At 53.9% G+C, this 18,327-nt stretch carries 12 protein-coding genes; 8 read left to right on the plus strand and 4 right to left on the minus strand.

Going from position 1 to position 18,327, the window contains the following annotated elements; translation table 11 throughout:
• Positions 1-122: 122 nt before the first annotated feature.
• From fepD to fepC, 3 genes are read left to right on the plus strand one after another with little or no spacing between them, the layout of a single operon-like run.
• The gene (fepD, locus tag D6029_RS06185) at positions 123-1,118 is read left to right on the plus strand and encodes a Fe(3+)-siderophore ABC transporter permease (RefSeq protein WP_208642667.1); all 996 of its coding nucleotides are present in this window, start codon (positions 123-125) and stop codon (positions 1,116-1,118) included.
• Positions 1,115-2,107: an iron-enterobactin ABC transporter permease gene (fepG, locus tag D6029_RS06190; RefSeq protein WP_120063921.1), complete on the plus strand. Its 993-nt coding sequence runs from the start codon at positions 1,115-1,117 to the stop codon at positions 2,105-2,107. The genes fepD and fepG overlap by 4 nt, the downstream gene beginning before the upstream one ends.
• On the plus strand, positions 2,104-2,904 hold the full coding sequence (gene fepC, locus D6029_RS06195) for an iron-enterobactin ABC transporter ATP-binding protein (protein ID WP_120063922.1): 801 nt from the start codon (positions 2,104-2,106) through the stop codon (positions 2,902-2,904). Before fepG ends, fepC begins: the two co-directional genes overlap by 4 nt.
• Positions 2,905-2,961: 57 nt before the next feature.
• Here the strand turns inward: fepC and D6029_RS06200 are convergent, their stop codons facing one another.
• The 3 genes from D6029_RS06200 to fes are packed head-to-tail and all read right to left on the minus strand — an operon-like array spanning position 2,962 to position 8,332.
• On the minus strand, positions 2,962-6,873 hold the full coding sequence (locus D6029_RS06200; RefSeq protein ID WP_120063923.1) for an enterobactin synthase subunit F: 3,912 nt from the start codon (positions 6,871-6,873) through the stop codon (positions 2,962-2,964).
• A 7-nt stretch (positions 6,874-6,880) separates the two neighbouring features.
• Complete coding sequence (locus D6029_RS06205; RefSeq protein ID WP_120063924.1) at positions 6,881-7,102, minus strand: MbtH family protein; 222 nt, start codon at positions 7,100-7,102, stop codon at positions 6,881-6,883.
• 3 nt (positions 7,103-7,105) lie between these two features.
• Positions 7,106-8,332, minus strand: a complete 1,227-nt coding sequence (gene fes, locus D6029_RS06210; protein WP_120063925.1) for an enterochelin esterase — start codon at positions 8,330-8,332, stop codon at positions 7,106-7,108.
• Between the two features lie 278 nt (positions 8,333-8,610).
• On the opposite strand from fes, the gene D6029_RS06215 reads away from it, so the two are divergent.
• The 3 genes from D6029_RS06215 (at position 8,611) to gdhA (ending at position 13,110) form a co-directional block, all read left to right on the plus strand.
• Positions 8,611-10,887: a TonB-dependent siderophore receptor gene (locus D6029_RS06215; protein ID WP_120063984.1), complete on the plus strand. Its 2,277-nt coding sequence runs from the start codon at positions 8,611-8,613 to the stop codon at positions 10,885-10,887.
• Positions 10,888-10,997: 110 nt separating this feature from the next.
• A complete protein-coding gene (gene entD, locus D6029_RS06220; protein WP_120063926.1) occupies positions 10,998-11,681 on the plus strand; it encodes an enterobactin synthase subunit EntD in 684 nt (227 codons plus the stop codon).
• 94 nt (positions 11,682-11,775) lie between these two features.
• Complete coding sequence (gene gdhA / locus D6029_RS06225; protein WP_120063927.1) at positions 11,776-13,110, plus strand: NADP-specific glutamate dehydrogenase; 1,335 nt, start codon at positions 11,776-11,778, stop codon at positions 13,108-13,110.
• A 96-nt stretch (positions 13,111-13,206) separates the two neighbouring features.
• Here gdhA and opgB read toward each other — a convergent pair whose 3' ends face one another.
• Entirely contained in the window at positions 13,207-15,486 is a 2,280-nt protein-coding gene (opgB, locus tag D6029_RS06230; RefSeq protein WP_120063928.1) for a phosphatidylglycerol--membrane-oligosaccharide glycerophosphotransferase, read from the minus strand.
• 417 nt (positions 15,487-15,903) lie between these two features.
• Between opgB and ahpC the strand changes: the two genes are divergently transcribed.
• Together ahpC and ahpF are read left to right on the plus strand one after the other, a co-directional pair.
• Positions 15,904-16,467 carry an alkyl hydroperoxide reductase subunit C gene (gene ahpC, locus D6029_RS06235; RefSeq protein WP_120063929.1) on the plus strand — a complete coding sequence of 188 codons (564 nt, stop codon included), beginning with the start codon at positions 15,904-15,906 and terminating at the stop codon, positions 16,465-16,467.
• A 72-nt stretch (positions 16,468-16,539) separates the two neighbouring features.
• Positions 16,540-18,108: an alkyl hydroperoxide reductase subunit F gene (gene ahpF, locus D6029_RS06240; protein WP_120063930.1), complete on the plus strand. Its 1,569-nt coding sequence runs from the start codon at positions 16,540-16,542 to the stop codon at positions 18,106-18,108.
• Positions 18,109-18,327 lie beyond the last annotated feature (219 nt).

Consider the following 18,327-nt stretch of genomic DNA (forward strand, 5'->3'; position numbering starts at 1 on the left):
AGGGCCTTAAAGCGAATTTTTCTTTCCGGGTGCGAGGCGGCTCATGCTAACATAAACAAATAAGAGTGATAATGATAATGACTATCATTAATTTTACATGGCGAGTTTATCAGGCACAAAACATGTCGGCTTCACGATTATCTATACTGTTTTCCCTCCTTTTTTTGCTGCTTCTCATGGCTGCACTCAGCCTGCTGATTGGCGCTAAATCCCTGCCGGTTAGCGTCGTTTTCGATGCTTTTAGCGGCCAGTGCCAAAGTGCAGATTGCACCATTGTGCTCGACGCGCGCCTTCCCCGCACGCTGGCGGGTATTCTCGCGGGCGGCGCACTCGGCCTTGCCGGGGCATTGATGCAAACTCTCACGCGTAATCCCCTTGCCGACCCCGGCCTGCTCGGCGTGAATGCCGGAGCCAGTTTCGCCATTGTGTTGGGCGCAGCGGTGTGGAGCTTTTCATCGCCAATTGCCCTGCTCGGCATGGCGTTCGCGGGCGCATTGTGCGCCGCATTGGTCGTCGCATTTACCGGAAGCCAGGGCGGTGGGCAACTCAGCCCGGTGCGCTTAACACTCGCGGGCGTGGCGCTTGCCGCCGTTCTCGAAGGCTTGAGCAACGGCATCGCGCTGTTAAACCCGGTGGTCTACGACCAGTTACGTTTCTGGCAGGCGGGAACGCTGGATATTCGCACCCTCGAAACTTTAAAAATCATTGTGTTGCCGGTGCTGGCGGGCTGCGTGATTGCGCTGTTGATCAGCCGTTCGCTCAATAGCCTGAGCATGGGCACCGACACCGCCACCGCGCTGGGCAGCAAAGTGGCCCGCACGCAATTGCTCGGCTTAATCGCTATCACTTTATTGTGCGGCAGCGCGACGGCAGCCGTTGGGCCAATCGCATTTATCGGCCTGATGATGCCGCATCTTTCCCGTTGGCTGGTCGGTGCCGATCACCGCTGGTCACTGCCCGTCACGCTGATTGCCACGCCTGCGCTTTTGCTGTTCGCCGATGTTATTGGCCGCCTTTTAGTGCCAGGAGAGCTGCGCGTTTCGGTAGTGAGCGCGTTTATCGGCGCGCCGATGCTGATTTATCTGGTACGCCGCCAGCGCAAAGGAGCGAACGCATGAGCCGCCTCTCCCCTCGCCTGCTCGTCGTCAGCCTGGCGTTATTGCTGTTTAGCTGCGCATTAGGTGTCTGGAGCCTCGGCAGCGGCGTTTTACCGCTTTCAGTCAGCCAGGTTGTGGACGCTCTCGTCGGTTCCGCACCACGCAATATTTCACTGGTCGTTGTCGAATGGCGCTTGCCGCGCGTGGTGATGGCGCTGTTAATCGGCGCGGCACTCGGCGTCAGCGGGGCTATTTTCCAGTCGCTAATGCGCAACCCGCTCGGCAGCCCGGACGTGATGGGCTTTAACACCGGGGCGTGGAGCGGCGTATTAGTGGCGATGGTGTTATTCGGCCAGCATCAAACCGCGATTGCCACGTCCGCCATGGCGGGCGGCATCGTTACCGCACTGATTGTCTGGCTGCTGGCCTGGCGCAACGGTATCGAAACCTTCCGCCTGATTATCATCGGCATCGGCGTGCGCGCTATGTTGGTGGCGTTTAACACCTGGCTTTTGCTGCACGCTTCACTGGAAACGGCTATCTCCGCCGGGCTGTGGAATGCCGGGTCGCTCAACGGTTTAACCTGGGGGAAAATCTTCCCCGCCGCGCCTTTAATGCTGCTGGCTTTAATTGCCGGTGGATTGTTAGTCCGCAGAATGCGCCTGCTGGAAATGGGCGATGACAGCGCCTGCGCGCTCGGCGTTTCCGTTGAGCGTTCGCGCCTGCTGTTGATGCTAACGGGCGTGATTCTGACCGCAGCCGCCACCGCTTTAGCTGGGCCAATTTCGTTCGTCGCGCTGGTAGCCCCGCATATTGCCCGCCGCCTGAGCGGCACTTCACGCTGGGTTTTGGCGCAATCGGCGTTATGCGGCGCGGCGCTATTATTGGCGGCAGATTTATGCGCCCAACATCTTTTCCTGCCGTACCAATTGCCGGTTGGCGTGGTCACGGTCAGCCTTGGCGGCATCTATTTAATTGCGTTGTTGATTCAGGAGTCCCGTAAAAAATGAGCCAGATTTCCGCTCCACCGCGCCTGCATGGTGAACAGCTCACATTGGGATATGGCAACCATGTGGTCGCCGATGGCCTGACCGTCGCCATTCCTGACGGCAAATTCACCGCGATTATCGGCCCCAACGGCTGCGGTAAATCCACGCTGCTGCGCACCTTAAGCCGCCTGATGAAACCGATGCATGGCCAGGTTTGGCTCGACGGCAATGAAATCCACCGCTTCGCCACCAAAGAAGTGGCGCGTCGCGTGGGGTTACTGGCGCAAAACTCCAGCGCTCCGGGCGATATCAGCGTTGCGGAACTGGTGGCGCGTGGCCGTTATCCGCATCAACCGATGTTTTCCCGCTGGCGTGAAGAAGACCGCCTGGCGGTGGAACGGGCGTTAAAAGCGACGAACATCGAAGATTTAGCCGATCAACCGGTCGATACGCTTTCCGGCGGCCAGCGTCAGCGCGCCTGGATTGCCATGGTGCTGGCGCAGGAAACCTCGATTCTGCTGCTCGATGAACCGACCACCTGGCTGGATATCAGCCATCAAATCGATCTGCTGGAACTGCTGCGCGATCTGAACCAAAAACAAGGCTACACGCTAGCTGCAGTGCTGCATGATTTGAATCAGGCCTGCCGCTATGCGACTCATTTGATCGCACTGCGTGACGGGAAAATTGTTGCGGAAGGTGCGCCGAAAGAGATTGTTACGCCCGAGCTTATCGAAGCGATTTACGGCCTGCGCTGCATGATTATTGAAGATCCGGTAGCGCACACGCCGCTGGTGGTGCCTTTGGGGCGTGGTTAAAAAACGGTGGATGTCGCTGCGCTCCGTAGGTCGGATAAGCGCAGCGTCATCCGACACTTACGCCAACATTCGCTGCAACACCGGGCCTATTTCCGCAAAGGCATTTGGGGAAATGATATCGACGTGGGCGCAATCGAGGCGATGGACTTCAAGTTCGCCAATCCACGGAGCCCAAGTTTTTTGCGGGTCCATGCCCTTCGGCAAGGTTCGTTCGGCGACAAATAACGTCGCTTTCCCGCCAAACGGCACACTTTGCGCCGTAGTCAGCAAACGTACCGCGTCGCCGTAGTTGCCTTCGATGGCCTGAAAAAGCGCGTCGGAAGCCTGCCCTTGTTGCGCGGCAACAAACGCTTCGCGCTCTCGATTAATTTCATCGAGCACCGCCGGATCGAGTTCATTCGCGCCTTTCTCTGCCCAGTTTTGCGTTTCCGGCGGCCAGGTATCCAGCAGGCCGAGGAACGCGACTTCTTCCCCCGCCGCTTCGAGACGGGCCGCAATGCCTTGCGCCAGCGTGCCGCCGAGGGAATAACCCATCAGATAATACGGGCCGTGCGGTTGAAGTTCGCGCAGGGTTTTTAGATGCGCTTCGCAAACCTGCGCCAGGTTTTCAGCCTGTTGCATCGGGCCGTTCGGGCGCGGCGACTGAATGCCGGTTATCGACCAACGCGGGTCGAGGTAACGTTGCAACACACTAAATTGCCAGGCAAAACCCGACGCCGGATGGAAGCAATATAGCGTCGGCCCACTGCTTTTACGCAGCGGCAAAACCGCATCAAAACCGGCACGGTTCGCCTCTTCTTCGCTTTGATCCTGCGCCAGCGTTTCGGCGAGTTGGCCGACGGTTGATGCGACCATCACTTGCCCGACCGTGATCGGCCTTGCGAGGGTTTTACGCAGTTGTGCCGCGAGGCGCATCGCAAGCAATGAATGCCCGCCGAGGGCAAAGAAATCATCTTCAATCGACTGAATTTCGCAGCCCAAAAGCTGTGCAAAAGCGTCGGCGATGGTGATTTCCAGACTCGATTCAGGCGCACGCCCCGCCCCGCGTTGTGCCAGTTCTGGCAGCGGCAGCGCTTTGCGATCTAATTTCCCATTCGCGCTGAGCGGGAAGTCATTCAGTTGAATCAGAGCGACCGGAACCATATGCGCAGGCAATACATCTGCCAGTTGTTCATGCAATAGCTCGACGGGCAAAGTCTCGCCTGAAGCCGAAACCAGATATCCCACTAACTGGCGCGCATCGCCACCGCTCGCCGCATCTTTGTTGAGCACGCAGGCGTGAGTCACCGCTTGCGCCACGTCCGGCAACGCCTGCAATGCCCGGTCGATGTCGCCAAGTTCAATGCGTTGCCCGCGAATTTTAAGTTGATCGTCACTGCGCCCGAGGTATTCGACGGCTCCGTTATCCAGCCAACGCGCCACATCACCCGTGCGATACATGCGCTCGCCCGCAGCAAAAGGATCGGCAATAAAGCGGGTGGCGGTAAGATCCGGGCGCGATAAATATCCCTGCGCCAGTTGGATGCCGGTGAGATACAGATCGCCTGCGATCCCCGGCGGCACCGGGCGCATGGCCGAGTCCAGAATACGTAATCCGGTGTTCCAGACCGGCCAGCCAATCGGCACGCTGCTGCCGGAAACGCGTGCTAGTTCTGCGCCAAATGCCGGATACCAACTCACGTCAACGGCGGCTTCGGTTGGACCATAAAGGTTGTGCAACGGCGCGTGAGTGAGTTGTTCCCACTGGCGGCAAAGCTCGGTTGGCAGCGCTTCGCCACTACAGAATACGCGGCGCAATGTGGCGCATTGAGCAATCGCGCCGTCGTCGGTTAATGCCGCGACAAACGCCGCCAGCATTGACGGCACAAAGTGCGTGGTCGTGACGCGATAACGGGCAAATAACTGCTGCAACGCTTCCGGGTCGCGATGCGCTTCCGGCGGAGCCATAACGAGCTGCGCACCAACGATGTAAGGCCAGAAAAACTCCCAAACCGAGACGTCAAAACTGCACGGTGTTTTCTGCAACACCACATCTTCGCCGTTTAACGGATAGTGATTTTGCATCCACAACAGGCGGTTAACGATGGCTTGTTGCCCGACCATCACGCCCTTTGGCCGCCCCGTCGAGCCGGAGGTGAAAATCACATACGCGGTGTGTTCCGGGCGCGAAAGGGTATGAATTTCTGGCAGATCAGCCGTTTCCATAACGTTCTGATAGCAGAAGGTTTTCAGGCCTTGAATGGCGCTAAAACGCGGCAGTTGAGATTCTGATGTGAGTAATAAACGCGGTGCGGCGTCTTCGAGCATCATCTGTAAACGGTCGTCGGGGTAGCCAGTATCCAGCGGCAACCAGGCGGCACCGACTTCAACAATCGCCTGCAACGCCAGCGATAAAAATACTGAGCGCGGCAACGCCACCGCGACTACATCGCCGGGTTTTACGCCGCGAGAAATCAGTTCGCTCGCCAAAGCCTGCACCTGTTCGCGCATTTCACGATAGTTGAACTGATGGTTTTCATCAGCAAGCGCTGGCGCGTTCGGCGTGCGTTTTGCCTGCTGCGCAATCAAGTGGCTTAACGTGGTGGCAGGGACAGACGTTTGTGTGGCGTTCACGCTTTCGATAAGTTCGGTTTCGGACTTATGCAGCAGCTCGGCATCAACACAGCGCAGTGCGGGATTGGTCGCAAACTGGCGCAAAAGAAGCGGTAAACGAGCGATATGCTGCTGCAAAGTGGCGGTATCGTAACGTTCGCTATTTGCCAGCATTTCCAGGGAGAACTCGCCTTGTTCGCTGATATACAGCGCAATTTCTAAATCGCGCACCGGGCCAGACGCCAGTTGATGCGTGATACCTTCAATGCCGTTGAAATCCAGGCGGTAATCGAACATTTTCAGGTTCAGCACCGGGCCATACAGCGGCTCGCCGCTGGCAATTTTCCCGGAGTCGCGCTGGATTTGTTCCGCGTCGTAGCGCTGGTAACGGCGCAGGGTTTTGAGTTCTTTGGCAAGGTTTGCCGCTAATGCCGGAAGGGTAAAATCAGGCTGAATGCGCACACCAAACGGCAGCACATTCAGCACCGGCCCCGTCGCACATAGCGCGGCAGAACCCATGCGGCGCATAAAGATAAATCCGGCGGAATAATCCGCTCGCCCGCTTAAACGCCCGAGCCACAATGCTACCAGCCCTAATGCGATATCCGCAGGGGTCAGGTTTTGCTGGCGGGCGTTGTCCACCAGTATCTGAAAATCCTGGCTATCGAAACTCAGAGACTGGCGAATGAGTTGCGTGGTGGAACCCATGTCGGTCAGCGGTTTCGCCGAAAGCGTGGCGGGTGGCGGGAGCTGTTTATTTATATCGGCCCAGAATGCGGCATCGCGCAGCCTGGCGTCAGATTTGCGGTATTTCTCGTATTCCGCAACTACGTCGCTAAACGGGGTAAACGGGCTTGGCTCTGGAGTTTGACCTGCACACAATGCGCTATAAATATTGGCGATTCGGCGGGTAATGGCGGTGAAACTGAAGCCATCCACTACCAAATGGTGGAAACGCTGATACCAGAACCAGCGCGTGTCGCTCACTCGCAATAGCTGATGATGATAGAGCGGTTTGCCGCTGCTGATTCGCAAATCCTGCTCGAGATCGTCGCGCATTAATGCCAGTGCAGCAGCTTCGGGGTTGGCTTCATCACGCAGGTCGCGGCAAATTGGCGCATCAAACGTGGCGTCAGGATCGACCCACTGGCGCGCCTCGCCGTCCACTTCTCCAAAACGCATGCTCAGCGTGTCGGCCTCTTTCATCCCTGCGATTATCGCTTTGCAAAGTAGCGCTTCGTTCAGCTCGCCATTGAGTTCCACGTAATGCGCCACGCTCCAGGCATTGGCCTGCGGCGAGAGTTGATCCGCCATCCAGATGCCGGGCTGCGCGGCGACCAGCGGCAGGATTTCGGTCGATGCGAGTGTGGGTGCCATTATTAATTCACTCACCGTTCACCTCTGAATGAGCAAAGGTCGAAGGTTGTAATTGGGTCCAGTTAGCGAGCAGCCAACGCTGGCATTCTTCGTTCGATGCCGGTTCACAAACCTTCTGCCAGCCATCAGGCATAGCGCAATGTTCAGGCCATAAGCTGAACTGGTTTGCGGCATTTTTAAGGATGAAAAAACGCCCATCAGACGAATCAAAAGGGTTGCTGAATTCCATAGTTCACTCCTGTCTAAGAGGCACTTTCCACAGCCAGGCCAGGCCATTAACAAGGCCGCCTCGCCAGCAAAGTGCGTCATGCCCACCGTCAACCTGACGGTAGAAAACGGCTCGCTGTGTTTGTTGTAGTAAGGGGTAAATTCGTTGATTCACTTGATGAATAAGAGGTTCTCTGACCCCTGCCTCAAGATAGATTCGCAGCGGTTTGTCGCAGACCAGTCCGTGTTCGAGTCGCTGGATTAATTGCCCGCCCTGCGGGTTGCTTCCGCGATTGGGCCACCAGTACGAACCGGACTGGCTCAGTACGCAGCCAAATTGTTCCGGCCAGTGAAGTGCGGCATAAAGCGAAGAAAGCCCGCCAAAACTTTGCCCGGCCACCACGGTGGTTTCGGGGTTTTCATTCCAGCGAGTGAGCGTGCGTAAATGCGGCAATAACTCATCCTGCAACGCTTGCCAGAACTGCGCATTACACGGCAGTTCGTTGCTACGGGTGTCGTTATCAATCACGTCAATCAGCACGTAAACCGCTGGCGGCAAGGCTCCGGCGTCAGTTTGTGCCTGCAACGCGGGCCACACCGGCATGCTCTCGGCCCAAAATTGGCCGTCGAGCAAAATCGCCAGCGGGCGCTGTTCAGGTTGTGCGTCACCGGTCGCAAAAAGCCAGACTTTGCGTTGATTTTTAAGGCTCTCACTCGTCCATGTGAAGCATTGCGGTGAGCAAAAAGGCGTGTCGGGTTTATCCCAACCTGGTTGGGGCGGCGCATCAGGAAGATGGAGTGCAGACATCGGATGCCCGCGCCCGCCCAGCCAACTTTGAGGGTTCAGCGGGTCGGCAATCGCACGAGGCAATAGTTTGCGCCAGCCTTCGCGCAGCGCCATTCGCGCGGGTTCGATGCCCTCAAATGCCTCAGCCGGGAAATCCTCTTCGCAGGTCGAGGGGATGAAGCAATAACTGCCGCGCCATGTGCTGCTCAGGCGGGTTTGCCACTGCCAGACGTCCGTTCCCGCTACGCGTTGCAGGGTTTGCGGGCGAGATTTTTGGTGATGGTCAGTCACGCCAGTGACGTAAATCCAGACTCGTTTTATCGATGAGGTTTGCTCACCGCCATCCGGGTCGCGCCACAAGAAAGTGACGTGGCAATGGTTATCTTCTTCGCAAACGACGACGGGTATCCCTTGCGCCTGCATTTCCTGCCACCAGCTATCACTTCCAGTCTGTAAATTCGCCACTTGAACACAACCCTATGAAATCAATGCAAACGATCAATAAACCTGAAATATATTGATAATACTATTGATAATTATTTGCATTTGCAATAGCGTATTTCCGCGCTTTGGGCTACCCGCATCTGAGTGCAAAAACAATAAATTGCCGAACTTGAACGCACGATTCCCTCATTTCAGGGCAACTGCAGGAGAGATCCGGTATCACAACGTGAAACCATGCTGCGCCCGATCCCTATGGGAATGGAATGACGCCGGGCTCAGCGGAAAAGCAGGCCGCCATAATGAATAATAAAATTAACTATTCCCTCGCGATGCTGATTCATCTGGGAATTTACGGAGTCGCCCAACCTGCCTTTGCGGCAGAGCAAACGGCTTCCGCAACGGCTCAAACCGCTGCGACCAGCAACGACGACACGCTCACTCATGAAGACACTTTGGTTGTGACCGCCGCCGAGCAAAATTTGCAGGCACCGGGCGTTTCAACCATCACCGCAGAAGAACTGAAAAAGCGCCCACCGGCGCGTGATATTTCCGAAATCGTCCGTACCATGCCGGGTGTAAACCTGACCGGGAACTCCACCAGCGGCCAGCGCGGCAACGGTCGCCAGATTGATATTCGCGGCATGGGCCCGGAAAACACCCTGATTCTTATCGATGGCAAGCCGGTCACCAGCCGTAACTCGGTGCGTCTGGGCTGGCGTGGCGAGCGTGATACACGCGGCGATGCAAGCTGGGTTCCGCCAGAAATGGTTGAACGTATTGAAGTGATCCGCGGCCCTGCGGCAGCGCGTTACGGCAACGGCGCGGCGGGCGGCGTGGTGAATATCATCACCAAAAAAGGCACCGGTGAATGGCACGGTTCCTGGAATACTTATCTGAATGCGCCGGAGCACAAAGACGAAGGCTCAACCAAGCGCACTAACTTCAGCCTGAACGGCCCGCTGGGCGGGGATTTCAGCTTCCGTCTGTATGGCAACCTCGATAAAACTCAGGCCGACGCGTGGGATATCAACCAGGGGCATCAGTCTGAACGCACCGGTATTTATTCCAATACGCTGCCTGCCGGGCGCGAAGGTGTGGTCAACAAAGACGTGAACGGCGTGGTGCGCTGGGACTTTGCGCCGATGCAATCTCTGGAACTGGAAGCGGGCTACAGCCGCCAGGGCAACCTGTATTCCGGCGATACGCAGAACACCAATACCAACAAAATTGTGCAGGATAACTACGGCAACGAGACTAACCGTTTGTACCGCCAGAGCTACTCTCTGACGTGGAATGGCGGTTGGGATAGCGGCCTGACGACCAGCAACTGGGTCCAGTACGAGCACACGCGTAACTCGCGTATGCAAGAAGGCCTGGCGGGCGGCACCGAGGGGATTTTCTCCAGCGATAAATTCAGCGATATCGATCTGAGCGACGTGCTGCTGCACAGCGATGTGAATATCCCGATTGATTTTATCGTCAACCAAAACCTGACGCTGGGCACCGAATGGAACCAGCAGAAGATGAAGGACTTATCTTCGAATAATCAGACCTTTATGGGCGGAAATATTCCAGGTTCAGACAGCACTGGCCGCAGCCCATATTCCCAGGCTGAGATCTTCTCGCTGTTTGCCGAAGACAATATGGAGCTGACCGACAGCACCATGCTGACGCCGGGCGTGCGTTTTGATCACCACAGTATTGTTGGCAGCAACTGGAGCCCGTCGCTGAACTTGTCGCAAGGCGTGGGTGACTATTTCACGCTGAAAATGGGTATCGCCCAGGCGTATAAAGCGCCGAGCCTGTATCAAACCAACCCGAACTATATTCTGTACAGCAAGGGCCAGGGTTGCTACGCAAGCGGCACCGGAGTGGGCTGCTACATGATGGGCAACGACGATCTGAAAGCTGAAACCAGCGTCAATAAAGAGATCGGCCTTGAGTTTAAAAAAGACGGCTGGCTGGCGGGCGTGACCTGGTTCCGCAACGATTACAAAGACAAAATCGAAGCGGGCTATGCGCCTATCGGACAAACCTCTTCTGGCAAAACCAAAACCGATATTTACCAGTGGGAAAACATTCCTGAAGCGCTGGTAGAAGGGCTGGAAGGCACGTTAAACGTTCCCGTTTCTACCACGGTAAGCTGGACGAATAACGTGACCTACATGCTGGAAAGTAAGAACAAAGAAACCGGTGAACGCCTGTCGGTTATCCCGGAATACACGCTGAACTCAACGCTCAGCTGGCAGATTCGCCAGGACATTTCTGTGCAATCAACCTTTACGTGGTACGGCAAACAACAGCCGAAGAAATACAACTACAAAGGCCAGCCGGCAACGGGTCCAGAAACCAACGAAGTTAGCCCTTATAGCATCGTTGGCCTGAGCGGAACCTGGGATGCGACGAAGAATATCAGCCTGACGACGGGCATCGACAATCTCTTTGACGAGCGCCACTGGCGTGCGGGCAATGCTCAGACCACAGGCGGCGACGCGGGTTATATGTACGGCGCAGGTGCTGCAACTTATAACGAGTCTGGCCGCACGTATTACGTGAGTCTGAATACGCACTTCTAATAACGTGCTAAACAGCGGTGGATGACGCTTCGCTTATCCCCCCTACAAAACCGTAGGGCGGGTAAGCGTAAGCGTCACCCGCCATTTTTCAATTTCGCAATGCGATTCTCATGCAAACCCTTATTTCGGATTTCAATTTTTCAGGCACCTCTCTGCGCGTGTTCCGTGTGGATTTTGATGCCACCACTTTTCAGCCTGAAGATTTGCTATGGCTGCCGCATCATCAGCGCCTTTCTAATGCCGTGGTTAAGCGCCAGGCCGAGCATCTGGCGGGAAGGATCGCGGCCTGCGAAGCGCTGCGTTTTCATGGCGTTAAAGACACGGTGCCGGGAGTGGGTTTGCACCGCGAACCGTGCTGGCCGCCCGGATTTACCGGCAGCATTACGCACATTCAAAATGTGGCACTCGCCGCCGTCATGATTGATGACTCGCGATTACATGCGGGTATTGGTATCGACTGCGAAGAAATCATGACGCCGCAAATAGCGCAGGAAATTCACGGCGGAATCATTGATAGCGCAGAGAAAGAAATTATCGACGCCTCCCCTTTCCCCTTTCACTTTGCATTAACGCTGGCGTTTTCAGCCAAAGAAAGTTTATTCAAAGCGTTGTTTCGCCATGTAGGGCGTTACTTTGATTTTTCTGCCGCATCAATAAGTAAAATTGATGACAACCAAGTCATTTTGATTCTGAATGAGGGACTTGGGCCATTTAAAAAAGTCAGCAAATTCAAAGCAGTGTGGGAAAGTAACGCCACGCAATTAATAACATTAATACGACTGGATTCTGAATAAAGAGAAATCACTTGCGGTTCAGTAATAAGTGAATGTTATATTCGAAAGCCACAACACATATATAACATCTATTATTACAAGGACTTTAAAATCTATGGAAACTCTGGAGTCATTCCTTTCCTCTGTTCAACAACGTGACCCAAACCAGCCTGAATTTGCCCAGGCCGTTCGTGAAGTGATGACCACGCTATGGCCGTTCCTCGAGCAAAATCCGCAATACCGCCGTTCGGCACTTTTAGAGCGTCTTGTGGAACCCGAGCGCGTGATTCAATTCCGCGTCACCTGGGTTGATGACAAGAATCAGGTGCAGGTTAACCGCGCCTGGCGCGTGCAGTTCAGCTCGGCCATCGGCCCGTATAAAGGCGGAATGCGTTTCCACCCGTCCGTTAACTTGTCGATTCTGAAATTCTTAGGTTTTGAACAAACCTTCAAAAACGCGCTCACCACGCTGCCAATGGGCGGCGGCAAAGGCGGCAGCGACTTTAACCCGAAAGGCAAAAGCGAAGGCGAGATCATGCGTTTTTGCCAGGCGCTGATGATAGAACTGTATCGCCATTTAGGGCCAGATACTGACGTACCGGCAGGCGATATCGGCGTCGGCGGGCGTGAAGTGGGCTTTATGGCGGGGATGATGAAAAAGCTCTCCAACAACACCGCCTGCGTGTTTACCGGCAAAGGTCTGTCGTTTGGCGGCAGCCTGATTCGCCCGGAAGCTACCGGTTACGGCCTGATTTACTTCACCGATGCGATGCTGCAACGCCACGGCCTGGGCTTTGAGGGCATGCGCGTGGCGGTTTCTGGCTCCGGCAACGTGGCGCAATACGCCATCGAAAAAGCACTCTCCCTTGGCGCGCGCGTGATTACCGCATCTGATTCCAACGGAACCGTGGTTGATGAAGCCGGTTTCACCACCGAAAAACTGGCGCGTCTGGCTGAAATTAAATCCAGCCGTGACGGGCGTGTAGCCGATTATGCGAAAGAGTTTGGCCTGCAATATCTTGAAGGCCAGCAGCCGTGGAGCGTGCCGGTGGATATCGCGCTGCCGTGCGCGACACAAAACGAACTGGATACCGAAGCGGCCCGCACGCTGATCGCCAACGGCGTGAAAGCAGTAGCGGAAGGCGCGAATATGCCAACCACGATTGAAGCGACCAATTTATTCCTCGATGCGGGCGTGTTGTTCGCACCGGGCAAAGCGGCCAATGCAGGCGGCGTGGCGACTTCTGGCCTGGAAATGGCGCAGAATGCGGCGCGTCTGAGCTGGAAAGCGGAGAAAGTAGATATTCGCCTGCACCACATCATGCTCGATATTCACGAAGCCTGTGTGAACTACGGCGGTGAAGAGAAGCAAACGCATTACGTTCGCGGCGCGAATATTGCGGGCTTTGTTAAAGTGGCCGATGCGATGTTAGGGCAAGGCGTGCTGTAACTTTTTGAGGTAAATGGTGGATGACGGCTAACGCCTTATCCACCCTACGTTTTTCATCTTTTCGTAGGTCGGATAAGCGTTAGCGTCATCCGACAATTACGTTGCCGGAACGACCTTAATGTCTTCCATCCCAATCCCCAATTTGCGCGGTTCATGGCCAAGAATATTGCCTTCATTCGATAACTGCGGCTGCGGCGGAATGATTTCCAGCATGTTGCTGCGTTCCGGGTTATCAAAATGCAGCGTGGTGGTCGTTAACTCTTCGCCAAGCGTCAGCGTTTGCTGCTGGCTTCCCACTTTCACCGGCACCGGCTGGCCGATATTTGGGCCAAAGGCTTTGGCGGTGATCACCAGATCAAACTTCTCTGGCAGAGGCTCGGCGTATTCAATTTTCACTCCCGGTGCCAGATTAGCATTCGACCAGCGGCCCCAGTCTTCCGGGCGTGAAATCCCGCTAAACTCTTTGACGTTATCTGGCGCACCCGGCACGTTGAAAATAAAGCTATCGGCCTGGTAGCGAATGGCATTTTCATCCACTTTCAGCAGCGCCACGTTCTGTTTAAAACGCGCTTTGTCGATGTCCTGTTTCGCGAACTCCACCAAGTGTTGCTCTTGCGGCTGTTCAATTAAACGCACGGTCGGCTGGCCGCCCATTTGCCCTTGCGCCACGCATAAGCCGGTGGAAAGTGCCAGTTTTGACTGCCACAAACGCGCCATTTTGAAGCAACGATCCACCCAGATGAACTTATCGTTTTCTTTAAAATCAGCCAGTTGATAACGCAGCGGTGCGGAGTATTCGCTTTCCGGCAGCGGCTCGATTTTTTTATCCAGAATGCGCAGCAGCAATGGCATTTTGAAATGCGCGCCAGAGTAGCTGAAGGTGTTTTTCTTCTGGTCAATTTCATATTGAGTGATGGTTTTCGGGAAGTTCCACAGGTCGATAACGTCCGGTTTCCACTCCATCACTTTTTCTTTGACGTTGAGGAATACGGATGCAATTGACTGCCCGGATAAACTACTGCGCCCCAGACCCAGGTAATTTTCACCCCCCAAAACATCCAGCACCGTCGCCCCGTTATCCAGGGTGCTGCGTTTTACCGGCACTAAATCCGCCTGCGGTTTATCGCCACGGATAATAAAGAACAGGTTATTACGCTCATGCTGATTGAGATATTTATAGGCGGTATTGTTCATGGCCAGATGGTCAGAACTCACTACAATCACGGTATTTTTAAAATACGGTGAGGCTTTAATTTTTTCTATTAACGCAGCAACGTGTTCCTGGCTACAGGCCACGGCGCTAAATGATTGGTTTTCTTTGCCATCAAATTTATAGCTACGACGTTTACAGGTTTTCGAGATAAAACCATCCGGGTGATGGGTATCTACCGTCAGGGTAAACAGCGAGAAACGTTTATTGGTTTTCGACAGTTCGATATATTTTTCATACACTTCGTCGAGAACGGTGTCGTCGTAGAAGCCCCAGTTATTGCGGTACTTAGGGTCGGCAACCAGGGTTTTCAGCTCTTCCGCACCGTACATATGGTCAAAGCCGTGGGATTGCAAAAAGATGTCTTTGCCTGCAAAGCGTAAATCTGCGCCCTGCATAAAATAGTTTTCGTAGCCAGAGGCTTTCAGGATATCGCCGAGGCAAATATTCTTCGGGAAGAAGCTCGACATTGAAGCCGATGAGTTTCCTTCGAATGGCGCAAATAAGGGAATACCACATTGTGAAGCGACCATTCCGGCAATGGTGTAATCGGTGCCGGGTAATTGCACGGTATGGCTGAAATCTATTCCTTTATTTTTTAGCCCTGTTAATTCCGGTGCTAAATCAGGGAAAAATTCGGGCTGTAAATAAGTGCGCTCGAGACTTTCGCCATAAATATAAACGAGATTTAGTTTTGGGTTTTTAATATTCCCCTGAGGGACTTTGTAATAAACATCAAAATCTGAATTGCCTGAACGGGTTTGTGATTTCACCAGTTCAGTCACCTGGCGAAAAGCCGGTGATGCATCCACAGAAGCCAGCGCTAAAACCAGTGCCAGCAGGCTGTAACCGAAATGATGCGGATAGCCTTTACGACGGCGTAGAATCCAGGTCAAACCGCCGAATACCACCACCAGCGCGACAAACACGCCAACGCCCGGCAGGATGTATTTGCCAATTCCGGCTCCGGTCAGGCTGCTGGTCAGGGTGTAAAGTACGGCATCGTTAATCCCTTCCCCGGTGAAGTAGTCGCTGACGACAAAAGTCACGTTAAGGACGATATACAAACCCAAAATAAGAAGAATGGCGCTAAACCACCAGATATTACGGCCAGCTTTAACGGCGTATACGGCAATAGCTGCGACAAACAACACAATTGAAAGCATTTCCAACAACGCCTGACCCTCGAAATAAACGCGCTCAGTGGCGCAAAGCTGTGCTCGGTAACATCTGTGGGCTAAATCTAGCGTTGTTGTCACACTCCTGCAATTTCCATGACATGAAAGTGTGCTGCATTTCGGAATTGTCGGCTTTTTCACCAATCAATTAATAGCCATTAACTATCACAGCTATCGCTATTGACTCATTGATTCCCTGAACGAATCGGTGATTTAATCCCGCCGCTGTTATGATTTTTTAAAGTGGAATTGTAACGCGCAACATCGGCCACCCTTAGGGGTGGCTTTTTTTTGCCTGTCGTTCAGGTTGTTAGGTTATGCCTTTTGATTCGATACAACCTACCCATTAGAAGCAAAAGCGAATATTCGTTACCTTTCTCCCATCGCAAAACGGAGGAAGTACAGATGTCTTTAATTAATACAAAAATCAAACCATTCAAAAACAGCGCTTTTAAAAACGGTGAATTCATTGAAGTTACCGAGCAGGACGTAGAAGGCCGCTGGAGCGTTTTCTTCTTCTATCCAGCTGACTTTACTTTTGTATGCCCAACCGAACTGGGCGACGTTGCTGACCACTACGAAGAATTCCAGAAACTGGGCGTGGACATTTACTCGGTTTCCACCGACACCCATTTCACGCACAAAGCCTGGCACAGCAGCTCTGACACCATCGCCAAAATCAAATACGCGATGATCGGCGACCCAACTGGCGCGCTGACCCGTAACTTCGAAAACATGCGTGAAGACCAGGGCCTGGCAGATCGTGGCACCTTTATCGTTGACCCGCAGGGCATCATTCAGGCCATCGAAGTAACCGCTGAAGGCATTGGCCGTGACGCATCTGACCTGCTGCGTAAAGTGAAAGCGGCTCAGTATGTGGCTTCTCACCCAGGTGAAGTTTGCCCGGCTAAATGGAAAGAAGGCGATGCGACTCTGGCTCCCTCTTTAGACCTGGTTGGTAAAATTTAACTAACCCGCACTACTTTTCATTTATCGGCTGCATATGCAGCCGATTTTTCTCGCCATCAGGGAGATTTACCCATGCTCGACAACAACATGAAAACCCAGCTCAAGGCTTATCTTGAGAGATTAACCAAACCTGTTGAGTTGATTGCTACGCTGGATGACAGTGCTAAATCAGCGGAGATAAAGGAACTGCTGGCAGAGATCGCGGAACTATCTGACAAAGTTTCTTTCAACATTAATAACGACTTGCCGGTGCGCAAACCGTCGTTTTTGATAACTAACCCAGGTTCCGATAAAGGCCCACGCTTTGCGGGTTCCCCACTCGGCCATGAATTTACTTCTCTGGTTTTGGCTTTGCTCCAGACCGGGGGACATCCGTCGAAAGAGTCACAGGATTTGCTTGAGCAGATTCGTGAAATCGACGGCGATTTCCATTTTGAAACCTATTACTCGCTCTCCTGCCACAACTGCCCGGACGTGGTGCAGGCGCTGAACCTGATGAGCGTGCTGAACCCGCGCATCAGCCACACGGCGATTGACGGCGGCATTTACCAGAACGAGATTCAGGAACGCAATGTGATGGGCGTGCCTGCGGTGTTCCTCAATGGTAAAGAGTTCGGTCAGGGCCGCATGACGCTGGCGGAAATCGTCGGCAAAATTGATACCGGCGCTGAAAAACGTGCCGCCGAAGCGCTGAACAAACGCGAAGCTTACGACGTGTTAATCGTCGGCAGCGGCCCGGCGGGTGCGGCGGCAGCGGTTTACTCCGCGCGTAAAGGCATTCGCACCGGCCTGATGGGCGAACGTTTTGGCGGCCAGGTATTAGATACCGTGGATATCGAAAACTACATTTCAGTGCCAAAAACCGAAGGCCAGAAACTGGCGGGCGCACTGAAAGCGCACGTTGATGATTACGATGTTGACGTTATCGACACGCAAAGTGCCAGCAAACTGATCCCGGCGAAAACCGAAGGCGGCCTACACCAGATTCAAACTGCTTCCGGCGCAACGCTGAGCGCACGCAGCATCATCATTGCGACTGGCGCAAAATGGCGCAACATGAACGTGCCGGGCGAAGAACAGTACCGCACCAAAGGTGTGACTTACTGCCCGCACTGCGACGGCCCGCTGTTTAAAGGCAAACGCGTGGCGGTGATCGGCGGCGGGAACTCCGGCGTGGAAGCGGCTATCGATCTGGCAGGGCTTGTGGAACACGTTACGCTGCTGGAATTTGCCCCAGAAATGAAGGCCGACCAGGTGTTGCAGAATAAGCTGCGCAGCCTGAAAAACGTCGACATTATTCTGAATGCGCAAACGCTGGAAGTGAAAGGCGACGGCAGCAAAGTCACCGGATTACAGTATCAAGACCGCGTCACTCAAAAAGTGCATGACATTGAACTGGCGGGGATTTTCGTGCAAATCGGCCTGTTGCCGAACACCAACTGGCTGGAAGGCAGCGTTGAGCGCAACCGCATGGGTGAAATCATCATTGATGCGAAATGCGAAACCACAGTGAAAGGTGTATTTGCGGCGGGCGACTGCACCACCGTGCCGTACAAACAAATTATTATCGCCACTGGCGAAGGGGCCAAAGCATCACTGAGCGCCTTTGATTATTTGATTCGTAGTCCCATCGCACAATAAAAAATAAGTATTACCTGCATATTCCAAAGCGGCTTCGGCCGCTTTTCTTATTTCATAAGCAAATACAAAAACACCGAAACATTCACCCAATCTATCAAAAGAAACTCTTTTCCGAGCCGTGCCGCATTTTTAATCAACTGCCGTTGACACTCTCCGCCCTACCTCTAAATATCCACACAATAAATAAGTGTTAATTTTTTAAAATTGACTGGAAATGAA

The organism is Buttiauxella izardii, assembly GCF_003601925.1.
Lineage (GTDB): Bacteria > Pseudomonadota > Gammaproteobacteria > Enterobacterales > Enterobacteriaceae > Buttiauxella > Buttiauxella izardii.

Bases quoted from the DNA above. Each gene is read 5' to 3' on its own strand.
- fepD (WP_208642667.1), top strand. From the start codon at position 123: ATGTCGGCTTCACGATTATCTATACTGTTTTCCCTCCTTTTTTTGCTG.
- fepG (WP_120063921.1), top strand. From the start codon at position 1,115: ATGAGCCGCCTCTCCCCTCGCCTGCTCGTCGTCAGCCTGGCGTTATTG.
- fepC (WP_120063922.1), top strand. From the start codon at position 2,104: ATGAGCCAGATTTCCGCTCCACCGCGCCTGCATGGTGAACAGCTCACA.
- D6029_RS06200 (WP_120063923.1), bottom strand. From the start codon at position 6,873: ATGGCACCCACACTCGCATCGACCGAAATCCTGCCGCTGGTCGCCGCG.
- D6029_RS06205 (WP_120063924.1), bottom strand. From the start codon at position 7,102: ATGGAATTCAGCAACCCTTTTGATTCGTCTGATGGGCGTTTTTTCATC.
- D6029_RS06215 (WP_120063984.1), top strand. From the start codon at position 8,611: ATGAATAATAAAATTAACTATTCCCTCGCGATGCTGATTCATCTGGGA.
- entD (WP_120063926.1), top strand. From the start codon at position 10,998: ATGCAAACCCTTATTTCGGATTTCAATTTTTCAGGCACCTCTCTGCGC.
- gdhA (WP_120063927.1), top strand. From the start codon at position 11,776: ATGGAAACTCTGGAGTCATTCCTTTCCTCTGTTCAACAACGTGACCCA.
- opgB (WP_120063928.1), bottom strand. From the start codon at position 15,486: ATGCTTTCAATTGTGTTGTTTGTCGCAGCTATTGCCGTATACGCCGTT.
- ahpC (WP_120063929.1), top strand. From the start codon at position 15,904: ATGTCTTTAATTAATACAAAAATCAAACCATTCAAAAACAGCGCTTTT.
- ahpF (WP_120063930.1), top strand. From the start codon at position 16,540: ATGCTCGACAACAACATGAAAACCCAGCTCAAGGCTTATCTTGAGAGA.